Source organism: Pseudoalteromonas shioyasakiensis, from assembly GCF_019134595.1.
GTDB lineage: Bacteria > Pseudomonadota > Gammaproteobacteria > Enterobacterales > Alteromonadaceae > Pseudoalteromonas > Pseudoalteromonas shioyasakiensis_A.
The window spans coordinates 3,031,064-3,053,496 of the sequence record NZ_CP077770.1; the positions used below are offsets into that span (position 1 = coordinate 3,031,064).

Annotated in this window: 20 protein-coding genes; 10 read left to right on the top strand and 10 right to left on the bottom strand. The window is 41.9% G+C overall.

Translation table 11 applies throughout. The features are described from left to right. The first annotated feature begins 1 nt into the window (after position 1). On the top strand, positions 2 to 2,317 hold the full coding sequence (locus KQP93_RS14085) for a M66 family metalloprotease (RefSeq protein ID WP_217874921.1): 2,316 nt from the start codon (positions 2 to 4) through the stop codon (positions 2,315 to 2,317). Between the two features lie 37 nt (positions 2,318 to 2,354). On the opposite strand, the gene parC is transcribed toward KQP93_RS14085, so the two are convergent. Genes parC through KQP93_RS14120 form a run of 7 tightly spaced genes read right to left on the bottom strand, consistent with a single transcriptional unit; the run spans position 2,355 to position 10,153 of the window. Continuing rightward, complete coding sequence (parC, locus tag KQP93_RS14090; protein WP_217874922.1) at positions 2,355 to 4,652, bottom strand: DNA topoisomerase IV subunit A; 2,298 nt, start codon at positions 4,650 to 4,652, stop codon at positions 2,355 to 2,357. 10 nt (positions 4,653 to 4,662) lie between these two features. After that, on the bottom strand, positions 4,663 to 5,763 hold the full coding sequence (locus tag KQP93_RS14095; RefSeq protein WP_217874924.1) for a PQQ-dependent sugar dehydrogenase: 1,101 nt from the start codon (positions 5,761 to 5,763) through the stop codon (positions 4,663 to 4,665). 52 nt (positions 5,764 to 5,815) lie between these two features. Next, complete coding sequence (parE, locus tag KQP93_RS14100; RefSeq protein ID WP_217874926.1) at positions 5,816 to 7,705, bottom strand: DNA topoisomerase IV subunit B; 1,890 nt, start codon at positions 7,703 to 7,705, stop codon at positions 5,816 to 5,818. 33 nt (positions 7,706 to 7,738) lie between these two features. Continuing rightward, positions 7,739 to 8,299 (bottom strand): YqiA/YcfP family alpha/beta fold hydrolase, encoded by a 561-nt coding sequence (locus tag KQP93_RS14105; RefSeq protein ID WP_217874927.1) that lies wholly within the window; start codon positions 8,297 to 8,299, stop codon positions 7,739 to 7,741. Further along, complete coding sequence (locus tag KQP93_RS14110) at positions 8,284 to 9,066, bottom strand: metallophosphoesterase (RefSeq protein ID WP_217874929.1); 783 nt, start codon at positions 9,064 to 9,066, stop codon at positions 8,284 to 8,286. Before KQP93_RS14110 ends, KQP93_RS14105 begins: the two co-directional genes overlap by 16 nt. Continuing rightward, positions 9,053 to 9,511 carry a DUF1249 domain-containing protein gene (locus KQP93_RS14115; RefSeq protein ID WP_217874931.1) on the bottom strand — a complete coding sequence of 153 codons (459 nt, stop codon included), beginning with the start codon at positions 9,509 to 9,511 and terminating at the stop codon, positions 9,053 to 9,055. Before KQP93_RS14115 ends, KQP93_RS14110 begins: the two co-directional genes overlap by 14 nt. A gap of 9 nt (positions 9,512 to 9,520) precedes the next feature. After that, positions 9,521 to 10,153 (bottom strand): NUDIX domain-containing protein, encoded by a 633-nt coding sequence (locus KQP93_RS14120; RefSeq protein WP_217874932.1) that lies wholly within the window; start codon positions 10,151 to 10,153, stop codon positions 9,521 to 9,523. A gap of 150 nt (positions 10,154 to 10,303) precedes the next feature. Between KQP93_RS14120 and tolC the strand changes: the two genes are divergently transcribed. The 3 genes from tolC (at position 10,304) to KQP93_RS14135 (ending at position 13,313) form a co-directional block, all read left to right on the top strand. Next, complete coding sequence (tolC, locus tag KQP93_RS14125) at positions 10,304 to 11,644, top strand: outer membrane channel protein TolC (RefSeq protein ID WP_217874933.1); 1,341 nt, start codon at positions 10,304 to 10,306, stop codon at positions 11,642 to 11,644. Between the two features lie 107 nt (positions 11,645 to 11,751). Next, positions 11,752 to 12,678, top strand: coding sequence for an LpxL/LpxP family Kdo(2)-lipid IV(A) lauroyl/palmitoleoyl acyltransferase (gene lpxL / locus KQP93_RS14130; RefSeq protein ID WP_217874934.1), 927 nt, complete (start codon positions 11,752 to 11,754; stop codon positions 12,676 to 12,678). A 59-nt stretch (positions 12,679 to 12,737) separates the two neighbouring features. After that, positions 12,738 to 13,313, top strand: a complete 576-nt coding sequence (locus tag KQP93_RS14135) for a TcpQ domain-containing protein (protein ID WP_217874935.1) — start codon at positions 12,738 to 12,740, stop codon at positions 13,311 to 13,313. Here the strand turns inward: KQP93_RS14135 and glnE are convergent. Next, positions 13,310 to 16,096, bottom strand: coding sequence for a bifunctional [glutamate--ammonia ligase]-adenylyl-L-tyrosine phosphorylase/[glutamate--ammonia-ligase] adenylyltransferase (gene glnE / locus KQP93_RS14140; RefSeq protein WP_217874936.1), 2,787 nt, complete (start codon positions 16,094 to 16,096; stop codon positions 13,310 to 13,312). The two genes, KQP93_RS14135 and glnE, sit on opposite strands and share 4 nt — an antisense overlap. 72 nt (positions 16,097 to 16,168) lie before the next feature. Here glnE and KQP93_RS14145 point away from each other — a divergent pair, with 72 nt between their 5' ends. From KQP93_RS14145 to ruvX, 6 genes are all read left to right on the top strand, one after another. Continuing rightward, a complete protein-coding gene (locus KQP93_RS14145; protein ID WP_054562733.1) occupies positions 16,169 to 17,062 on the top strand; it encodes a DUF350 domain-containing protein in 894 nt (297 codons plus the stop codon). Positions 17,063 to 17,090: 28 nt separating this feature from the next. Beyond that, on the top strand, positions 17,091 to 17,552 hold the full coding sequence (locus KQP93_RS14150; protein ID WP_217874937.1) for a hypothetical protein: 462 nt from the start codon (positions 17,091 to 17,093) through the stop codon (positions 17,550 to 17,552). Between the two features lie 69 nt (positions 17,553 to 17,621). Continuing rightward, positions 17,622 to 18,356, top strand: a complete 735-nt coding sequence (gene rsmE / locus KQP93_RS14155) for a 16S rRNA (uracil(1498)-N(3))-methyltransferase (protein ID WP_217874938.1) — start codon at positions 17,622 to 17,624, stop codon at positions 18,354 to 18,356. A gap of 68 nt (positions 18,357 to 18,424) precedes the next feature. Beyond that, the gene (gene gshB / locus KQP93_RS14160) at positions 18,425 to 19,378 is read left to right on the top strand and encodes a glutathione synthase (protein ID WP_217874939.1); all 954 of its coding nucleotides are present in this window, start codon (positions 18,425 to 18,427) and stop codon (positions 19,376 to 19,378) included. Between the two features lie 24 nt (positions 19,379 to 19,402). Then, on the top strand, positions 19,403 to 19,960 hold the full coding sequence (locus KQP93_RS14165; RefSeq protein ID WP_217874940.1) for a YqgE/AlgH family protein: 558 nt from the start codon (positions 19,403 to 19,405) through the stop codon (positions 19,958 to 19,960). 19 nt (positions 19,961 to 19,979) lie between these two features. Then, positions 19,980 to 20,429 carry a Holliday junction resolvase RuvX gene (ruvX, locus tag KQP93_RS14170; RefSeq protein ID WP_217874941.1) on the top strand — a complete coding sequence of 150 codons (450 nt, stop codon included), beginning with the start codon at positions 19,980 to 19,982 and terminating at the stop codon, positions 20,427 to 20,429. Here ruvX and KQP93_RS14175 read toward each other — a convergent pair. Continuing rightward, positions 20,426 to 21,298 (bottom strand): hypothetical protein, encoded by an 873-nt coding sequence (locus KQP93_RS14175; protein WP_254907678.1) that lies wholly within the window; start codon positions 21,296 to 21,298, stop codon positions 20,426 to 20,428. The genes ruvX and KQP93_RS14175 overlap by 4 nt on opposite strands. Further along, positions 21,299 to 22,432 (bottom strand): PilT/PilU family type 4a pilus ATPase, encoded by a 1,134-nt coding sequence (locus KQP93_RS14180; protein ID WP_217874942.1) that lies wholly within the window; start codon positions 22,430 to 22,432, stop codon positions 21,299 to 21,301. Position 22,433: the final 1 nt, after the last annotated feature.

Consider the following 22,433-nt stretch of genomic DNA (forward strand, 5'->3'; position numbering starts at 1 on the left):
AATGAAAAAATCACCGATAGCCATAGCTTTACTCTGTTCTCTCGCTATATCTCATACATCAGCAGTCTATAGTGCAGATGAGAATACATTTAATCAAAATGAGTTTTATAGTGATACAACAGGAAACTTCCCTGCCACAGTGCTTTTTGCACAAAACTCAATTATGCCATCACACAATGGTGTCGAAGATGACATTCAACCTCACTTGGTAGCAGAGCGAAGAACAATGATCATGTTTGAACCACATGATAAATTGAGTAATGATGCAAAAATTTTAATAAGTGTATTTGATAATAATAACAGCCTACTTTATCAAGCATTTATGCGCTCACCAAAGGAGTTCACAAAACCGTTTGGTTATGAGGAAGGTACAGAGCCACTTAGCTATAGCGAAGACACATTTTCAAGCATTATACCTGCGACTGTAATAAAACCGGGCATGCGGGTTTCTTTTCAGTTTGGCAATAAACAAAGTGAGCTAGAAGACATCACTGTCGGTGGTAACGGAAATTTAATACTGAATACTATCGATCTTGGTTTATTGACTCCGTACCGCGATAAATTTACTTTTCAAAAGAATCCTGATTTACATCGCCAGTATTTCCAACAAGTTCCGATCACTAAGCTAACGGTTAATAAATTCGAGGCGATGCACCTTACAGAAGTGATGCTGCCAAATGGTAATTTATTAACAGACTCAGATCCGAGCAGAGGCGGTGTTTATAGTGGCGATATGCGTCACCTTATTGCTAAGAGCTTGATGTCACATGGCATCAACAATGCTAATTATGGGATTAATGCCTCAGGTGTATCAGGCTCAACTGCGCATCCATTTAGTAGTGCACAATTAACTGCACACACTTCTATAGGTAAGTATGACAATGGTACTTTTGTGCATGGCTTATCTGGTGGCGCTGGCATGGTTACGTTAATTCGTTCTGAGGGTAATGAGTTCAGTCATGAGTTAGGCCATAACTATGGTATGGGACATTATCCTGGCGGTGTAAATGGCGTATTACATCGTCCTGCTGATGAGCGTAATTCGACCTGGGGCTGGGATGCTGATTTAGATAAATTTATACCTAACTTTGCGGCTTCAGTAACTTATAAAGACCGTTGCTATAAAGAAACCTGTGTCGCTCCATTTAATGGCCATCAATATGGAACTGGCTCTATGTCAGGTGGCGGCCCTATGTATTATGAATTCAACAAATACACCTTACATACCCCGTTTGAATTAAGTCGTATCCAAAGCTTCTTCGAGAAAAAAGCTAATTTTGACACTAGCTCAAGTACCGGGTTTACTAAGTGGAACTCTAACACTCAATCGATGCAACCCTGGACAAATAAAGTGTTAGATACAAATACCATGCAGTATGTGAATAGAGTTCCCTATAAACAAGACGTAGCAATCACAACGTTAGTTGGTTATTACGATCCAAATAAACAGTTAACAAGTTTTATTTACCCAGCCTTACATGGCTCTTCAGGTGCCGTATACACTGACAACTTTTCAAATTCACGTTGTAAACTTGCCGTTGAAACAGAAAAAGCAGGCAGAAAAACATTTAATTTACCAGCCACGCGTTTAAATACAGATAAAATGAACAAGTTTCATATCAATATTGAAGCAGCGCTAAACCCTGTTAGTGCAACGATCCGCTGTGACTCAAACTTACTCGCATCAAAAACCCTCGAGCCTGCTAAAGAGAATTTAGCAACGTCAGTGGTTACGACATTTGAAAAGCCAAAAGCCTGTATTGTAAATATTGAAACTAAAGAGGAGTTTTGTCTTGAAGATGGACAAAAAGCAAGCTACCTCCCTGCTTTTATCAATCGAAAGCCCGTATATGTGAAAGCGCCACAAGGTTTACAAGTAATGTTATCTGATTACACAAACTTGTCTTATAACCGTATTGCGACTTTTAATGGCACCGTTGAAAATAACAAACTAAAAAATGTTTTAGCAAGAAATGGCCGGTACTTAGATTTCTCTAAGCCGCGTTCTATGCGAGTATTTAGCTCAAAAGAGCCATTAGGTTGTATTGTTAGCTTGTTAGATCAGAGTGAATACTGCTTAAAAGCAAATGAGCGCTCAAACTACAGACTACCTGCTTATATCAATAAACATCCTGTCTACGTTAAAGCAGCGCCAGGAGTGTCTGTTATTCTTTCTGACTGGCCGAACCTATCTTATCGACATACAGCTCGTTTTAATGAAAGTACCAGCCATCAAGATTTACAAGATGTAAAAGCTGATAATGGTCAATACCTTAACTTTTCTAGACCGGTTTCAATGAGAGTCGTTGCAAACTAACACAATAAAAGGCCTGCAATTGCAGGCCTTTTATTTTTTACTCTGTTACTTCGCTTGGGGACTCATCACTATCATCTGTTTGAATCACTTCGACTACAGCTTCATCAACACGCTGTAAGCCTCGAGGTAATTTGTTACCTCGTCTGCCACGTTCACCATGATAATGCTCAAGATCAGCCGGTTTAAGTGTCAGTTTTCGTTTACCTGCATGCAGGGTTACGCTACTGCCTGCAGGCACCACAGCGAGCACTTTTACAAACTCTTCACGGGCTTGTACTTTCGCACTTGGGATAGAAATAATCTTATTTCCTTTACCCTTACTAAGTTTAGGTAAATCACGCAGTGGGAATAACAACATGCGGCCTTCATTAGAAATTGCCATACAGTAATCTGTTGCTACGTCAGTTACTCTAATTGGTGTGAGTAATTCACCACCTTTAGGGACACTGACCAGCGCTTTACCGTTTTTGTTCTTACTCACCAGATCTTTAAAGTCACTTATAAAGCCATAGCCTGCATCTGAGGCCATTAACAACACTTGGTTGTCTTCTGCCATCACCACATGCTCAAAATTTGCGCCTGCGCTTAAGTTAAAGCGCCCTGTCATTGGCTCACCTTGGCTACGAGCTGAAGGTAAACTGTGTGCATCAGTAGCAAAAGCACGACCACTTGAGTCTAAAAACACTGCAGGCTGGTTACTCTTACCTCGCGCTGAGGCTTTATAGCTGTCGCCTGACTTATAACTTAGCCCTTCAACATCTAAATCATGACCTTTACCAACACGTGCCCAACCTTTTTCAGATAACACAACGGTCACTGACTCTGAAGGGATAAGGTCTTTTTCACTTAGCGCTTTCGCTTCAACACGTTCAACAACTGGTGAGCGACGATCATCGCCATACATTTCAGCCGCTTCTTGGATTTCTTTTTTCATCAAGGTCGACATACGACGCTCTGAACCAAGCGTTTGCTCTAACTTGTCACGCTCAAGGGCAAGCTCATCTTGCTCACCTTTAATCTTGAACTCTTCAAGTTTTGCTAAATGACGTAGTTTTAACTCTAAAATCGCTTCCGCTTGAATATCAGTAATACCAAAGCGCTCCATTAATACAGGCTTTGGCTTATCTTCAGTACGGATGATTTCGATGACTTCATCAATGTTTAAAAAGGCCGTTAATAAACCTTCTAAAATATGCAGGCGAGCTAACACTTTATCTAAACGGTACTGTAAGCGACGGCGAACTGTTTCACGGCGGAACGTTAACCACTCAGTTAAGATGCTACGTAAATCTTTAACTTGCGGACGACCATCAAGGCCAAGCATATTTAAGTTTACGCGGTAGTTCTTTTCTAAGTCTGTGGTTGCAAATAGGTGTGCCATTAACGGCTCAGCTTTAATGCGGTTAGAACGCGGTACAATCACGATACGGGTTGGATTTTCGTGATCAGATTCGTCACGTAAATCGGCAACCATCGGTAACTTTTTAGCATTCATCTGCGCTGCAATTTGCTCAAGCACTTTAGCACCTGAACACTGATGAGGCAGCGCGGTGATCACTATGTCACCTTGCTCTTCAGTGTAAATTGCACGCATCTTGATAGAACCACGCCCGGTTTGATAAATCTTACGAATATCGTCTTTCGGTGTGATGATCTCAGCTTCTGTTGGGTAGTCAGGCGCATGTACTAACTCAAGCAACTCTTCGATTTCAGTTTTTGGCTTATCAAGTAATAAACAACAGGCACTAGCAACTTCACGCACATTATGTGGTGGAATATCGGTTGCCATACCTACCGCAATACCGGTTACACCATTCAGTAAGATGTGCGGTAAACGCGCAGGTAATACCATTGGCTCATCAAGTGTACCGTCAAAGTTTGCGGTCCAATCGACAGTGCCTTGACCCAATTCTTTTAGTAGAACTTCTGAGAACTTAGATAAACGCGCTTCGGTGTAACGCATTGCAGCAAATGACTTAGGATCATCTGCAGCACCCCAGTTACCTTGACCGTCCACCAGCGGGTAGCGGTAAGAAAACGGCTGCGCCATTAACACCATCGCTTCGTAACAAGCACTATCACCATGAGGGTGGTATTTACCCAGTACATCACCCACGGTACGGGCTGATTTTTTATATTTTGCTTGCGCCGATAACCCCAGTTCGCTCATTGCATAGATGATACGACGCTGTACAGGCTTAAGACCGTCACCTACATGAGGTAAGGCACGATCCATAATGACGTACATTGAGTAGTTTAAGTAGGCGTCTTCAGTAAAGCGCCCCATTGTTTGTTGTTCTATGCCTTGCATCAGCAAGGTATCTGTATCACTCATTAACGCTTACCTATTTTTTCTTAGCACTAACGCGATAGATCACATTAGCAAAGTCGTCTGAGATCAATAAGCTGCCATCTGCAAGCTCTGCAAATGCAACCGGGCGACCAAATGTTTCTTCGTTTTGCATAAAGCCTGTGATGAACGGGGTGTACTTAGTAATACGACCTTGTTCAACATTCGCTAGCATCACTTTATAGCCTGATTTTTTACTACGGTTCCACGAACCATGCTCAGCAACAAAAAGCTGCTCTTTGTATTTAGCAGGAAACTGCTTACCGTTATAAAAATGAATACCTAGAGGAGCAACATGAGCACCTAGTGCCAGGGCTGGCGATTTGTAGTCAGCAATACTTTTACCTTTGCCAAACTCAGGATCTAAAATCGCACCAGCGTGAACATAAGGGAAACCATAATGCGCGCCCTCTTCACCTTCACCAACACGGTTAATTTCACATGGTGGCATGTCATCGCCCATCATGTCACGGCCGTTATCACTAAACCAAAATGCATTCGTTGTAGGGTGATAATCAAAACCAACTGAATTACGAACGCCTTTGGCAATTGTTTTAATTTCTTTTGTATCAACATCTAACGAGAAGATACGACCATACTTGTCGTCTTCAGCACAAATGTTACATGGTACACCCACAGGCACAATTAGCTCACCAGTTGGCGCAAAACTAATAAACTTCCAACCATGGTGACGATCAGTTGGAAACTTGTCGTATACCACGTCGAATTTAGGATCTTTTAAATGTTTATCTACATCTTTAAAACGAATGATACGTGACACTTCAGCCACATATAAATCACCATCTTTAATCGCTAAACCTGATGGCATTTCAAGGCCTGTGGCAATGACAATCTTTTTATCTGCGACACCATCACTGTTGTGGTCAATCAGTGCATAAACATTGCCTGCTTTACGCGAGCCTGCGTAAACAATACCTCTTTTTGATACCGCAATTTGACGCGCATTTTCAACATCATCGGCAAACAGGCTAATAGAAAAGCCATCGGCAACTGTTAACTTATCAAGAATATCTTTTGCCATTACAGGCGCTGATAACAAGCTCAGCGATAGTAATGAGGTCAGTAGTTTTTTCATTTTTGTCTTGCCCTTTAATTCTTTGCTAGCAACTAGGTTGCTACACCTATTATTAAACTTCTGCGCGGTTACCGTGATCTTCTAACCATTGGCGGCGGTCTGACGAACGTTTCTTCGCAAGTAGCATATCCATCATTTCCATGGTTTGCTCTTCTTCGTCTAAGGTTAATTGCACTAAACGACGCGTATTAGGATCCATGGTGGTTTCGCGTAATTGTAACGGGTTCATTTCACCTAAACCTTTGAAGCGTTGAACATTAACCTTACCGCGTTTTTTCTCAGCTTCAATGCGCGCTAAAATACCGTTCTTTTCATCTTCATCAAGGGCGTAGTAAACCTCTTTACCAATGTCGATACGAAATAGCGGCGGCATCGCTACATACACATGGCCTTGTTTGATAAGCGATCGAAAGTGACGAACAAACAGCGCACAAAGCAAGGTAGCAATGTGTAATCCATCCGAGTCAGCATCGGCCAAGATACATATTTTGTTATAACGCAGGCCAGATAAATCACTTGAATCAGGGTCAATACCCAAAGCGACAGAAATATCATGCACCTCTTGCGATGCTAAAATCTGCCCAGATTCAACTTCCCAGGTATTTAAGATTTTACCACGCAGCGGCATAATGGCTTGGAATTCACGGTCACGCGCTTGTTTTGCTGAACCACCCGCTGAGTCACCCTCTACTAAAAACAGTTCAGTACGGTCATTATCTTGGGCGCTACAGTCAGTTAATTTACCCGGTAATGCAGGGCCTGAGGTAACACGCTTACGCACGACTTTTTTCGCAGCACGTAAACGGCGCTGCGCATTTGAGATACATAACTCTGCTAATAATTCTGCAGTTTCTGTATGCTCGTTTAACCATAAACTAAATGAATCTTTAACCACACCAGATACAAACGCAGCACATGAGCGAGATGAAAGCTTTTCTTTTGTTTGGCCAGCAAATTGTGGGTCTTGCATTTTAACCGATAATACGTAGCTACAGCGCTCCCAAATATCATCTGGCGTTAGCTTTACACCACGTGGTAATAAGTTTCTGAATTCGCAGAATTCACGCATTGCTTCAAGCAAGCCTTGGCGTAAACCATTAACGTGTGTACCACCTTGCGCAGTAGGTATTAAGTTTACATAACTTTCAGCAATTGATTCACCGCCTTCAGGTAGCCAAACAACAGCCCAGTCAGCGCCTTCTGTTGAACTTGAAAACTCACCAATGAATGGCTCTTTTGGTAATACTTCAAAGCCTTTAACAGCTTCAACTAGGTAATCTTTTAAGCCAGTTTCGTAATACCATTCTTGGCTTTCTTTAGTTTGCTTGTTAGTAAACTTAATGCGCAGGCCTGGGCACAATACCGCTTTGGCTTTTAATAAGTGATTAAGCTTAGTGATAGAAAAGTTAGCTGAGTCAAAATAGCTCGCATCAGGCCAAAAACGCACGGTTGTACCTGTGTTACGCTTACCCACAGTGCCAATGACGTTTAGGTCTTCAACCTTGTCACCGTTTTCAAAGGCCATACGAAATTGCTGCGCATCACGGCGCACAGTGACTTCAACACGAGTCGATAGCGCATTTACAACCGAAATACCTACCCCGTGTAAACCACCCGAAAACTGATAATTTTTATTAGAGAACTTACCACCGGCATGCAACTTGGTAAAAATAAGTTCCACACCCGGAATACCTTCTTCAGGGTGAATATCAATCGGCATACCACGGCCATCATCGATAACTTCAAGGGAGTTATCTTCGTGAAGGATGACATCTATTTTAGTGGCATGGCCTGCCATTGCTTCATCGACACTGTTATCGATAACCTCTTGACCTAAATGATTAGGTCGAACCGTGTCGGTATACATACCTGGGCGGCGTTTTACGGGTTCTAATCCGTTTAAGACTTCAATTGCTTCGGCGTTATAATTTTGCTGACTCATAGTTTTTATATCTTTTATGCGCTTAGCTATGTTTTACGTGATTTTAAGAAAATCTACAATACTTGCAAAGGTTTGTTCGAAGCCGATAAAACTATGATCGCCTCCAAATTCAACGTGTTGCTTACACTGAGAATAATATTTAACCGCCTGCTGAAACGGCAGTACTTCATCGCCCGTTTGCTGTAGCAAATAAATCAATGAAGGGGTGTCTAATTGCGGCAAATATAAACTGCGCAATGCATCCATGTGACGAGTACCAAGTTCATAGTGACTGTCTTGATACGGGTTATAGTTTTCCCCTAAATAGTTATCGAGTAACTCAAATGGGCGAACCGCAGGGTTAATGATCACCGCGGGTATCGAATAACGTTGCGACAAATAGGTCGCATAAAAACCGCCTAATGAACTACCTAGTAATACAGTATCATCATTTAGCAGTTGTTCTAATTGTAAAATTGCATGTAATGGCTCATGAGTTAATCGCGGCACCTGATAATCGACATCAAATTGCGCCATGTGCTCACCAAAACGAACTGCTTTATAAGACTTCTCTGAGCTATTAAAGCCATGAATATAAATTACTCGTTTAGCCATACTACTTCCGTGCTTAACCGTAAGTTTTGTTGCGCATCAATTTTTAAGTCGATGAGTCGAAATGCGGGGCCCAAATCCTCTTGCTGCCACGCCATCGTGTGTTTGGTAAACTGTATTGAGCTGGCAGGTGTCGCATACACACTAAGATTACGGTAGGTTTGCGTGTACTCATGATGCACATGACCATGAAATACCCCCACACACAGCTCAGTATTAACACAGGTATTTAAAAACTGCGGGCCATTTTCTAGCATATGCTTATCTAAGTAGGCTTGAATAGGTAACGGGTTATGATGACAAAACACCACGCTAGGTACCTGCCCTACCGCTTGGCTGAATTCATCTAAATGCGTTTGTGTTACCCAACCTGCTGGCGTCGGGCCTTTTGAGTTTGCCAACAGCAGCTGTCCACCTAAAAAGGTAATGCGTTTATTGTTTAAAATTTGCGAGCTTGTAAGCTTTTTATATTCGGCAAGTTCATCATGATTACCCGGCAACCAAAACACCGGACAACTCAGCGCTGAGTCTGCTATTAACTTAGCAAAAAGCTGGTAAGACTCCGTGCTGTGATCTTGTGTCAAATCACCACCAAATACCACACAATCTAAATCGAGCTCAGCAATAGCCTGTAAACAGCGCCCAAAATACGCTGCCGTATTCACGCTAAAGTATTCACCACGGGTGTCTTTTGATAAGTGGCAATCAGTGATATGGGCAACTTTCAGTGCTGTTTTCTCAAAATGGTAGGCGTTACTAAACCAAGCCATTATTTACATCCCAATTTAAAACTGCTCGGCCGTTTTCAACACAAGCCACCAGCCAGTCATATAAGAAGGCGTTAAGCTGATATTTTTCATCTTTTTGATGCATATTCGGATTCGGGTAAGCATACGAAGGCTTGATGCGCTGATGAAAATCATGATGCACAATTTCAGCGACTTTCGCATCATGATACATACGCACAGTTAAGTACAAAGGCTTAACCGAAGGTAAATGACCGGCTTCTTGTTTGATAGAAATATCTGTGGTGTATTTTGCTGTATCGTCGACTTTAACCGCAAAAGTGCTATGCCCTAATTGCACCTTACGCTCCTGACCGACACGGCGCTCATTAGGTAATAGTTTGAGCGCACGCACGTAGTTATGCTCACATAAAGTTAAGTACTTAGGTAAACTTTGAATATAACGCTGCTGGGCACTGACGTACGACAAAATAATCCCCTATGAGTTTTTCCAATCAGACAGTATACGTTGCTTATTCAGTGCTAACCACTGTAATGAGATAACTGTCGCTGCATTATCTATTTCACCTTGTTCTAGGCGCAGCATAGCTTCATCGTATGACATTACATGGGTTTTGATATCTTCATCTTCATTATCAAGGCCAAAAATACCGCCTTGATACCCTGCCAAGTCAGTGCGCGCTAAATATAAATACAAACGCTCCGTGGTGCCGCCGGGGCTTGAAAGATACGACATCATAAATTCCAGCTCGTTAAGCTCAATACCGGCTTCTTCGAACGCTTCGCGCTTTGCAACCTCTTCGTAATCAGTACTGCCATCTGCCATACCAGCAATACACTCAAGTAACCAAGGTGACTGCTTTGATGCGAGCGCCCCGATTCTGATTTGTTCGATTAACAAAACTTGGTCAGTTGCAGGGTCATAAGGAAGTACAGCAACAGCATGACCGCGCTCTAAAATTTCGCGTTTAACTTCTACTGATTTGCCACCTGCAAACAATGCATGATGAAAGCGGTAAGTATTAATTTTAAAGAAACCATCATAAACACGCTCAATCGGCTTTAACTCTATGTCATCATGATTAAATTGTGAGATTGCTGATATTTTCATTCACTATTTCCTTTGCGTTTTAAGTAAATGTTACGGCCAATTATATTCTGTTACACTTGGACATGCAGATTTACGTAATTTTTTTTTGGTTATTCATTAAAAAAGAGTACCATGGTCACAGTACAAAATTGTCTAAGGACTGAACGAACAATGAAAAAAACACTACTCGCTGCGCTGATCGGTTTTTCAAGCGCACTGACTGCAACAGCTAGTTACGCTGAAGATTTACTACAAGTTTACGAAATTGCGACAGCAAACGATCCTACCGTACTTAAAGCAAAAGCCCAAGCAGATGCACAAGCCTATGAGAGCGATCGTGCGTTAAGTGCTCTATTACCACAAATTGGTCTAAGTCTTGGTTACCAATCAACCAAATCAGATCTTTATGAAGGTAATGACGCAACGGGTTATACAGGATATGACTACGAGCCTGATGAATTTAGCCGTGGTATTAGCTTGAGCCAAACACTGTTTGATTTAGGTGCATGGAATTCACTAGGTATTGCTGACAAGCAAGCATTACAAGCAAGCGCTCAGTATGATTTTGCTCGCCAAGACTTAATCGTTCGTGTAGCTGAAGGTTACTTCAACGTACTAAGTGCAATCGATAACCTTGAGTTTGTTCAAGCAGAAAAACGTGCCATCGAGCGCCAATTACAACAAACGAAAGAGCGTTATGCGGTAGGTTTAACAGCCATCACTGACGTACACGAAGCGCAAGCTCAGTACGATAACTCTGTAGCACAAGAAATCGTTGCTAAGAACAGTGTTGAAACAGCTCGTGAGCAACTTCGCGAAATCACGGGTAAATATCACGCGAAACTAGACATGTTGAATACTGAAACGTTTTCAACTGTTGCACCAAAAAAACAGTCAACTGAATTCATCGATATTGCAAAAGACAACAACTTAAATCTGCAAGTTTCAAAAGTAACGGTTGATATTGCTAAAGATCAAATCGATTTAGCAAAAGCTGGCCACTATCCGAAGCTAACATTAAGCGCTTCATACGGAGACAGCCTAACGGATCTAAACAGCAACTCACACCAACCACGCGAAGACAGTGCAAGTATTGGTGTTAACTTCAGCCTACCTATCTACTCAGGTGGTGCAACTACAGCTGCAACTGACCAAGCACGTGCTTTCTATGTTGCGGCAAGTGAAGATTTAGAAGCAAGTTTGCGTGCAGTAACTCGCTCGGTTATCACATCGTACAACCAAGTGGTGTCTGACATTGCTACTTACAAAGCGCTACAACAAGCTGTTGTTTCTGCTGAAAGTGCGCTTAAAGCAACTGAAGCAGGCTTTGAAGTTGGTACACGTACTATCGTTGACGTACTGATCAGCACGCAGAACCTTTACAATGCAAAAAGTAACTTAGCAAACGTTCGTTACCGTTATGTTGTTTCAACACTACGCTTGAAACAAGCTGCTGGTACACTAACTGGCGAAGACCTTGTTGCAATTAACCAAGGTTTAAAAGAAATCTAAGCATTTCTTCTGTAAAGTCCTTATTGTAAAGCCAGCCTCGAGCTGGCTTTTTTGTATTTTTAAAGACATACAGTTAAACTAGCTTTTTTATTTTTAGAGATTTTTTTGTGGTTAGTTCATCTCCTTTTAAAGCGTCTTTTTTAGGCCCTCGTTACTGGTTAACTTGGATTGGCGTGTTCTTTTTATATCTCATCTCTTGGTTACCACATAAATTACAATTAGCGCTTGGAAAACTGCTTGGCCGTTTAGTACACCGTTTTATGAAACGTCGTCGCCATATTGCAGAGGTAAATATTCGTTTATGTTTTCCTGATATGCCTGAACATGAACAACGCGAACTTGTTCGTAAGAATATGGAAAATACCGGTATTGCAATGATGGAAACCGGCATGGCTTGGTGGTGGCCCCAGTGGCGAATCAATAAAGTGTTTGGTTCTGTTAAAGGCCTAGAACACTTTGAAAAAGCTCAGCAATCAGGTAAAGGTGTACTGTTACTTGTGCCACACTTTTTACACTTAGAAATGGCGAGCCGTATTATGGGTGTAAAACACCAAGGTATTGGCTTTTATCGACCGCATAACAACCCTTTGATGGAATATTTCACGACTAACGGTCGTCTTCGTTCTAATGAATACTTAATTGGCAAAAAAGATGTTAAAGGCTTACTGCAAGCGCTTAAAAATAAAAAGGTTTGCTACTATCTGCCAGATCAAGATTACGGCCGTAACCGCTGCGAATTTGCGCCATTCTATGCAGTAAAAGAAGCAGCAACAACAACGGGAACGCTGTTATTTTCAAGTAGCCGCAACTGCGAAACAGTGAGCTTAACAAGTCGTCGTGATGAAGAGGGTCGCTACCACCTAGAAGTATTACCTGCACTTGAAAACTTCCCAAGTGGCGACAACCTTGCAGATGTTACCCACGTAAATCAACGTATGGAACAAGCTATTGATTTAGCGCCTGAGCAGTATATGTGGCTTCATCGTCGCTTTAAAACTCGCCCAGATAAGAATGCACCTTCTTACTACAAGTAGAGTGACATTTTGCTGTTTGTATGGTTTTATTAAGCTAATTAACAACAAGAGTATTAGAAATGTGGTTTTGGGTTAAGCATTTATCATTAGCTTTTATTTTAATTGCTGCTGCTATTTACTTTTTATTTGGTAGTGGTCCTGTATTGGACATGAAAGACACCAAAAATGCAGCCGCACAAGGTTTATCACGCTTTTATGCAGCGCTACGTAACCAAGTGAATAACAAAAATAATGAGCGCGATAAATACGTTCTTAAATTACCTACGCCAGAAACCAGCTTAGATGTCGCACTTTTTGAACGTGAAAAAGTCGTAGAACCTTCATCACCTAACTGGACTGGTGATATTCAACCGCGCCGCTTTGAAAATGGCAATACCCTAAAAGATGTGCTGTCTGACTATGCCCGTCACGAAGATATCGTACTGTACTGGTATTTAAGCAAAGACTATGTTGTAAAAGATCATTTTCGCGTTGATAGTAACTTTGTCTCAACCCTTTATCAGGTTGGCCGCGCCATCAACGATGATTTCGAAAATGAGGTTTACACCTATTTCTGCTTTAAGCAAAGAGCCGCGGTTATCACTGAGCTGCCCTCTGCTTATGTGCGCGAAAACTGCCGTCGCTTAAAAAGCTAAAACACCTGCTGCCACGCCTGACTTACTAAGTCGATGTGCTGAATTAACTCAGCACGTGGCGCACAACGTCCCTGCTGATTCAAACTCATCACATGATAACGTGAACGATAGGCAATATACGCAGCCACTAATTCTTGCTGCATTTGCTCAGTAATACAGCCTAATCGCGCAGCATCAGCTAATATACGCACATTATCAGACCATGTCGTCAGCTCAGAGTGCTGCATTGCATTATTTAGCACCAGATACTGCGTAATAAACTCAATGTCTGTGATACCGCCTCTATCTTGCTTTAAATCGAACAGATCATCATTGCCTTTAGCAAGGTGAGCACGCATTTTTTCTCGCATATCAACGACATCAGTCTTAAGCTTCTCATTATCGCGGGCTTGGCATAAAACGTCTTTGCGGATTTGTGCAAAACGCTCTCTCAACGAATCTTGCCCATAAATCATACGTGAACGAACCAAAGCTTGATGTTCCCAGGTCCATGCTTGAGTTTGCTGATAGTGGTAGTAACTTTCTAAATTAATGGCCAGTAAACCCGATGCCCCTTCGGGACGTAAACGAGTATCAAGCTCATACAATATGCCTGACGCAGTTCGCGTGTTGAATAGATGCATTAAGCGCTGCGCAAGCTTTAAGTAAAACTGACGCGAATCAATCGACTTATCACCATTGGTATAACTGCTGCCATCGTGGTTATGCACAAATACCAGATCTAGGTCTGAATCGTAACCAACTTCAAAGCCCCCCGTTTTACCGTAAGCAATAACCGCAAAGCCCTTTTCTTGATCTGAGGTATTCGCTGGCCGACCAAAGCGCTCAACACATGCATGCCAGGCAATATTGACCGCTTGCTCTACAATAGCCTCAGCAAGCGCAGTAAGGTGATCGCTTACCTTCATCACACTCAGTACACCCGTTGCATCGGCTGCAGCAATGCGTAACTGATGCGTTTGTTTAAACTGACGAAGCGCTTCCATTTGCAGCTCTAAGTCGCCATGCTCTATTCGCAAGAAGTATTGCCTAATTTCATCTTTGTAAGCAGATAAAGGCGTCGGCTTATAAAGCACCTGAGGATCGATCAGCTCATCAAGTAAAATGGGGTATCGAGAGATATGTTCACCAATCCATTTACTATGACAGCAAAGTGCGACCAGTTGATTTAAGGCTCCAGGGTTTTCATATAAAAGCTCTAGGTAGGCAGTTCGTGAGATGATCTTATTCAACACCTGGCAAATCATCGTAAAAGCATCGCTACTGGCTTTTGTAACTGTTAGCTGTTTAAGTAAAAGCGGCATTAATTTATCGAGGATATCACGGCCTCGACTGCCAATTTTCGCCTTAGTTAAGCGCGCTTTAAAATCTTCAAGCGCCGCTTGCCAGTCAAGATTCGGCTCACACATCAGGCTAACATCAGTCATTTCCCAAGCGCTAATGTACTCACTTTCACACGGATCCGCGGTTTCGCTTTCAAAGCCAATCACTTGTTCGAATTCACCATGGACTTGAGACATGATCTGCTCAATGCTAGTTAAACACTGATTAAAGTCATGTTTATTGAGCAAATAGCATAAACGTTGCTGGTTTAACTCGTCATCAGGGAGTGTTTGCGTTTGCTTATCATCGAAAATCTGTAGGTACTGCTCAATTTGACGTAAGTCTAAATAGTTTTGTGTTAGTAGCTCAGCTTCTTTATTCGACATCACTTGGTTGTTAACCAGCTCTTTTAAAGCAACCAGTAATGACTGAGTTTGTAGGTTAGCTTCACGGCCGCCTCGAACCATTTGCAGTGCTTGTACTACAAACTCTACTTCTCGAATGCCGCCTGCACCTAATTTGATATTGTTTGTAAGGCGCTTTCGGCGTACCTCTTGGGCAATCATTTGCTTCATCTTGCGCAGCGATTCAATCACCGAAAAATCAATATAGCGGCGATAAACGAACGGCCGTAGCAGTTCATAAAACTCATCCCAATACTGATTTTCAGTGCCAATTAATCGCCCTTTTAGCATGGCGTAGCGTTCCCACTCACGTCCTTGTTCTTGATAATAATCTTCCATTGCATGAAAACTCATTACCAAAGGACCACTTTCACCAAATGGACGCAGGCGCATATCAACCCGAAACACTTGGCCATTTACCGTAGTTTGGTTAAGCGCCATAATTAGCTTTTGCGCCACTTTGGTATAAAACACCTGGGCTTCAATGGAGCGGCGCCCCCCTTGCGTTGCAACATCACGAGGGTAAGAAAAAATTAAATCTATGTCAGATGAGTAATTAAGCTCTCCCCCGCCAAGTTTCCCCATACCTAAAACTAACATTGGCATTGCATTACCGTCATCATCAAGCGGCATGCCACTGACTTTTGCTACCTGCGCAAACGCCCACTGATTGGCACTATCGATAAGCTGGTTTGCAAGCGCAGAAATATAAGCGATGCTATCGGCAATTGGGTTTGCACAGCACAAATCAAGAAAAGCGACTTTCAGCCAGTATTTTTCTCGATACAAACGCAGCTTTGCCATCGCAGCATTGTCATCCAGCTCATTGATTTCTGTACTACTTAGAGGAGGTTCAACTGCGCGGTTAGCAAGCTCTTTATCATCAAGTAACCACTCTTTTAAATCTGGCTGAGATTGTAAGCAGTTCCACGCAAAGTCACTTAAAGACAACAAGTAAATAATTTTTTGTTGTTCTGTTTGCCCCTCATACAAGCTCGCAAAGCGGGTTTGGCCTAACTGATGAAGTGACTCGGGAAGCGCGTGTAAATTACTCATTAAATACTCTCTTTTAACTTGCCAATAACCGTACTAGAATGATTATCAAAGAATTATTTAGCAGGGACCTGCATGTCATATTTATCACTATCTAACACTAGTTTAGTCGCGATTGCTATTAGTTTCGCTGTAATTTGCGTCACTATAGTACTGCTACGTATTCTAACGCAAATCAAAGCAAAACAAGCGCTTAAAGAAGAGCTTGCGCAACATGATAACTTTGCCATGGGGATCAGCTTTGCCAGCGAAATTATGGTCGTTATAGCCACTATCGCTTATATATTTGATGAAATTAGCTTAAGTGCAGCCCAGTCAAACCCGCTAAAAGTACTTTTACTCATTGTGCTGTTGTTTGCTTTTATAAAAATAGGCCATTTAATTCATCGTAAATGGATATTGCATCGCTTTAATGAAGAAGCAGCCATTCTAAAGCAAAATGTGTGTGCCGCCTTGGTCGATTCAGGCATGTTAATCGCAAACTGTATTATAGCTCTTGGGCTATATAACTGGTGCCATACTCAAGGCTATAGCAGCTTACTGATAGCCACTGTAAGCTTTTTTGTGCTGCAAGGTATGTTTGCCCTTGATAGTAAAATCCGTGAGTATCGATTTGCTAAAGCCAACCAAGGCGCATCGCTACAAAGTAATTTTAACCTTGAAAATACCTCTATTGGCATTCGTTACGCGGGTAAGTCTATCGGCTTGGCACTTGCGGGCTATGCTGGTCTTGCCAGTGCATCATTTATTAGTGGTAAGATGGTAGAAAATTTATTCACTCTAGTATCTCATTGCGGTGCAATGTGGGTATTGTTATATATTTTGAGCTACATTATTAAATATATATCTCTACCTAATATCGACACATCGTTAGAAGTAGATCACCAAGATAACATTGGCATAGCCTGTATTGAGTTTGCCGTTTTCGGTGCAATAGGCTATTTACTAATAAGTATGTTTTCAATTTGATATGGAAGTTCTTGAACCGTGAGGCGTTATGCCATTTAAAGTTAATAATTATTTATTAGTTGATATAGATAATGAGTTCAGTAGCAATTTTGCACAACACTACTTTGCAAACGTAGAGGGCTCAACCTTGGTGGTGGCTGGCGCTAATAGCCGCCACATGGTTAAACTTATGTTCAATGAACTAGTAAAAGATTATTGCTACTGCGATTTTAGTAATGAAATTAGTGTCTCAGAACTTGCCAGCTATTTACATGAACACCACGATATTCAAGGTGTACTGATCAATCAGACCGACTACCAATTGGCGAATGATGCCCAAAAGTTTATTTATAACTCATTGCACAAAATACGTTATTTAGTGCAACAAGATGGGCATAGCTTTAGCTTTACACCTTGCCCAGATGCTGCTCATATTAACCATCTTTCTTGCCAATCTGAGATTGCCGAAACCACCGCACATCTTTTAAGCGCCAAAGACGAATTTAAATAACAAATAAATAATTGCACCTAAGCCGCTGTATACTTACCATATTGATAAATTTATTGATAAGTGACAGCCATGCGAGTTCCACATATTTACCAACCTTCAGCGATTTCTTTAAACACCCCAGTAACACTTGATGATGATGCCGCAGGTCATGTTGGCCGCGTATTGCGTATGCAAGTCGGTGACAAGGTCTCGATTTTTAATGGTGAAGGAGGTGAATACCTCAGTGAAATTATTGAAGTAAGCAAAAAAAATGTCGTCGTTGAGCCACAAGAATTTGTTGATCATGATGTTGAATCGCCCTTAAAAATTCACTTGGGCCAAGGCATTTCTCGAGGCGATAAAATGGATTTCACTATTCAAAAATCTGTTGAACTGGGTATCACAGAAATCACCCCTATTTTTAGCCAACGTTGTGGCGTAAAACTAAGTGGCGATCGCCTTTCTAAAAAACATCAACAATGGCAAAAAATTGCAATTGCCGCCGCAGAACAATCTGGCCGCAACTTTGTGCCTATTGTGCACCCTCCTATTGATATTAAAGAGTGGCTAGAACAAGCAAGTGATGCGTTAAAACTTACTTTGCACCCGCGTGCTGAGCACAGCATTAAAACTATTCAAGTACCAAACGAAGGGGTGCGCTTTTTAGTCGGCCCTGAAGGTGGCTTTACCGATGCAGAAATAGATATAGCTAAACAACAGCACTTTGTTGATATTCGTTTAGGCCCACGCGTTCTGCGTACAGAAACAGCCGCTCTGACAGTATTAAGCGCATTACAATTACAGTTTGGCGATTTAGCGAATTGAAAACCGTAAAAACACCCATATATCAAAGTAACAAAACACAGTATGGCATACGACTCTAAGGCAAAAATATGGCAATTAAGCTAGGCATAATCTCTGATCCAATTAGTGGCTTTAATATTAAAAAAGACACTGGCTTTGCAATGATGATGGAAGCGCAAAAGCGCGGTTACGAAATTTACTACATGGAAATGGATGACCTGTCTCTTCGCCAAGGTCAAGGCTATGCAACAGCCGCCAAAGCCCGTGTATTTGATGATGTAAATCACTGGTATGAATTAGAAGAAAAAGCCACCATTGCTTTAGCTGATTTAGACGTTATTTTAATGCGTAAAGATCCGCCTTTCGATACTGAGTATATCTACGCAACCTATATTTTAGAGCGTGCTGAGCAAGCTGGCACGCTTATAATCAATAAGCCGCAAAGCTTACGTGATGCTAACGAAAAGCTATTTACTGCTTGGTTTAGCGAACATACGCCGGACACTTTAGTAACACGCAGCCAAGCAGACATTCGTGCATTTTTAGCTGAACATAAAGATATTATTTTAAAACCGCTGGATGGTATGGGTGGTGCATCTATCTTTAGAGTGAAAGAAGATGATGCCAATATTGGTGTGATCTGCGAAACATTAACCGAACATGGTAGCCGTTTTGCAATGGCACAAAACTATATCCCTGAAATCAAGCAAGGCGATAAACGCGTACTTGTGGTTGATGGTGAAGTAATGCCGTATTGCCTAGCGCGTATCCCGCAAAATGGCGAAACGCGCGGTAACTTGGCAGCAGGTGGCCGAGGTGAAGCACGCCCAATTAGCGATTCAGACCGTAAAATTGCAGAGGCTGTTGCACCTACATTAAAAGAAAAAGGCCTTATTTTTGTTGGTCTAGATATCATTGGCGACCGTTTAACTGAAATCAATGTCACTGCGCCAACGTGTGTAAAAGAGATTGAAGCCGCTTATGACATTTCAATCACTGGTCACTTATTTGATGCCATTGAAAGAAAACTGAGCCATACTTAATTTAAACAACAAAAGGGGCGACCTATGCAGTCATTAGAGAATCATTTCTTAATCGCAATGCCGAGCATGCAAGACCCTTTTTTTAAGCGTGCTGTCACTTACATTTGTGAGCACAACCAAGAGGGTGCGATGGGCTTGGTAATTAACCAGCCTATCAATATCACCGTGGGCGAGCTACTCGATAAAATCGAAATTGATAACGACAAAAGCAAGCAAGCTGCAGGTTTAGCTGTGTATGCAGGCGGGCCTGTAAAAACCGATCGAGGTTTTGTTTTGCACTCACCAAAACCAGGTTATGCAGCGAGCCAAAAACTTAGTAGTGATATTATGATCACCACTTCAAAAGATGTGTTAGCAAGCTTAACCACGAGTGAAGCACCTGAACAATTTATTATCACTCTGGGTTATGCAGGCTGGGATCAAGGACAACTAGAGCAAGAACTGCTAGAGAATTCATGGTTAATTATCAAAGCAGATCCTGAGATCATCTTTAATACCCCCGTTGAAAAACGTTGGGAAAAAGCCGTTTCTATGCTGGGTTTTGATATCGGGCAACTAAGCTCTGAAGCTGGCCACGCCTAACTTTATAAATTTTAAGACTATGACAAAACGAACGTTTAAGGCACTCGGTGAACGCACCGTAATGGGTTTTGACTTTGGCACCAAAAGTATTGGCATTGCCATTGGTCAGGAACTCACAGGAACAGCATCAAGCTTACAAGCTGTAAAAGCGAAAGATGGTATTCCTGATTGGCAACTGATTAAAAAACAAGTTGACGAGTGGCAACCAGATTTAATGGTGGTTGGTTTACCGCTTAATATGGATGGCACCAATCAAGAAGTTACCTTTAAAGCTAAGAAGTTCGCAAACCGCTTACACAACCACTTTGCTATACCGGTTGAAACGCAGGACGAACGATTAACAACGGCAGATGCCAAAGCACGCTTGTTTGATCAAGGTGGCTACCGAAACCTTGGTAAAGGTAATGTTGATAACATGTCAGCGGTGATCATCTTAGAAAGCTTTTTTGAGCAGTTTTATGGCGACTAAAGCGCTTTATTAATCACCGTATAATCTTTTAAATCTGGAATAAAGCCTGCCTCTCGGTAGGCTTTTTCAATTGCGCCTGTTTTACGAAGCTGCGCAAGCCCTTTTTGAATTGCAACAAAAGCCGCTTTGCCATCGGGGTGATTCTTCGAAATAATAAAATGACGGCTATCATTGAGCTGAAGTACAAGATTTGGCACTGCAACCAGTTCAATGTTTTCTAAGCTATAGCGATTATTGAGGCTAGGCATTAAGGGCATCATCATAAAATCAACCCACTGCATCGATACAGTGCGAACTTGCCCAAGCCACTCATCTTCTCTGAGCAGTTCTTTTAGTGGTAGAGCAGATAACGTTTGCCAATCAGTTTGCCATCGTGGCGTTGACACTGCGGTTAATAGTTTAAAGTCATCAAGCTGTTTTACTTGCTGCACTTTTTTATTGTTTGGTGAAGTAAATATGCCCGCGAAATACTCACCATTTCGAATAACCGGGTCTGAAATATATACCGAATCAATAAGCTGTTTTGCATCAACAGACCAGACACTATCGAAGCTTAATAGGAGCTGGCCATCTTCTAACAGCTTAGTATTGCGGTAATTAACATTGCCTTTATGGTAGCGAAATGGCTTAGTAAAACCGCCTAAACTCAATGCTTGTTGAGCGATAATCATATCGACTACATCACGGCGTATGTAAGCACCGCTGAAGTCTTTAACTTCAAGTGGTTTACGGCCATTCAAAAAACGACTGTAATCGTCATAAACATCATCGCGAATAAAAATAACCACGCTTTTATTATCATTGCCATATACCTGAAAGGTACTCAGCAATAAAAATAACCAACCGATTAAATTTACTCGCAATCGCATTTATTTGTCGCTCTTTCCATCAAGGCCATCGATAGTCACGCCTTGTAAGAAGCCCGCACCACTTTGTTCATTGTTTTGCAGCTTAATCATTAAGCGCAAGTCATTTGGCGAGTCAGCATGGTGTAGCGCATCAGCGTAGTTAATACGGCGCTGTTTATAAAGCTCAAATAACGCTTGGTCAAAGGTCTGCATGCCCATTTCTTTCGATTTAGCCATGGTTTCTTTGATAGAGCCAATGTCACCACGCTTGATGAGTTCTGCCACCATAGGTGAATTAAGCAAAATTTCGATAGCAGCAACACGCCCTTCCCCATCGGCAGTTGGCACCAACTGCTGCGCGACAATGGCACGAAGGTTAAGTGCTAGGTCGTACTTTAACTTATCGTGCTTTTCTTTCGGCACTAAGTGCATGATACGGTCAATGGCTTGGTTAGCGTTATTCGCATGCAGTGTCGCCACACACAAGTGACCAGTTTCAGCGAAGCTGAGTGCGTATTCCATGGTTTCTTGTGAACGGATCTCACCAATTAAGATCACATCAGGTGCTTGACGTAACGAGCTTTTCAGCGCAGATTCAAAGCTTTCAGTATCTAAACCAACTTCACGTTGAGTGATAATACTTTTACGATGTTCATGAACAAATTCGATAGGATCTTCAATGGTAAGAATATGACCACGTTGATTGCGGTTGCGATAACCTAAAAGCGCAGCGAGCGAGGTCGATTTACCGGTACCTGTACCACCTACAAATAGTACTAAACCACGTTTTGCCATGATCACATCGGTTAACGTTGATGGTAAACCTAATTCGTTTACATCTGGGATTTGCGTCACGATACGGCGAATAACCATACCGGCTCTGTCACGCTGCCAAAAAGCAGAAACACGGAAACGACCTTCATCGGTTGCAATCGCAAAGTTACACTCTTTAGTGTCATGAAACTCTTTGCGTTGCTTATCATTCATAGCCGACTCAACTAACGCAAGGGAAGCATCATCCGAAAGCCTTTCGTCGGTAAGGTGCACTAGCTCACCGTTGATTTTTGCACTGACTGGCAGCTGGCTAGAAACAAACAAGTCAGACGCTTTTTTATCGATCATAACTTGTAAAAAATGATTTAAAGGTAAAGACATT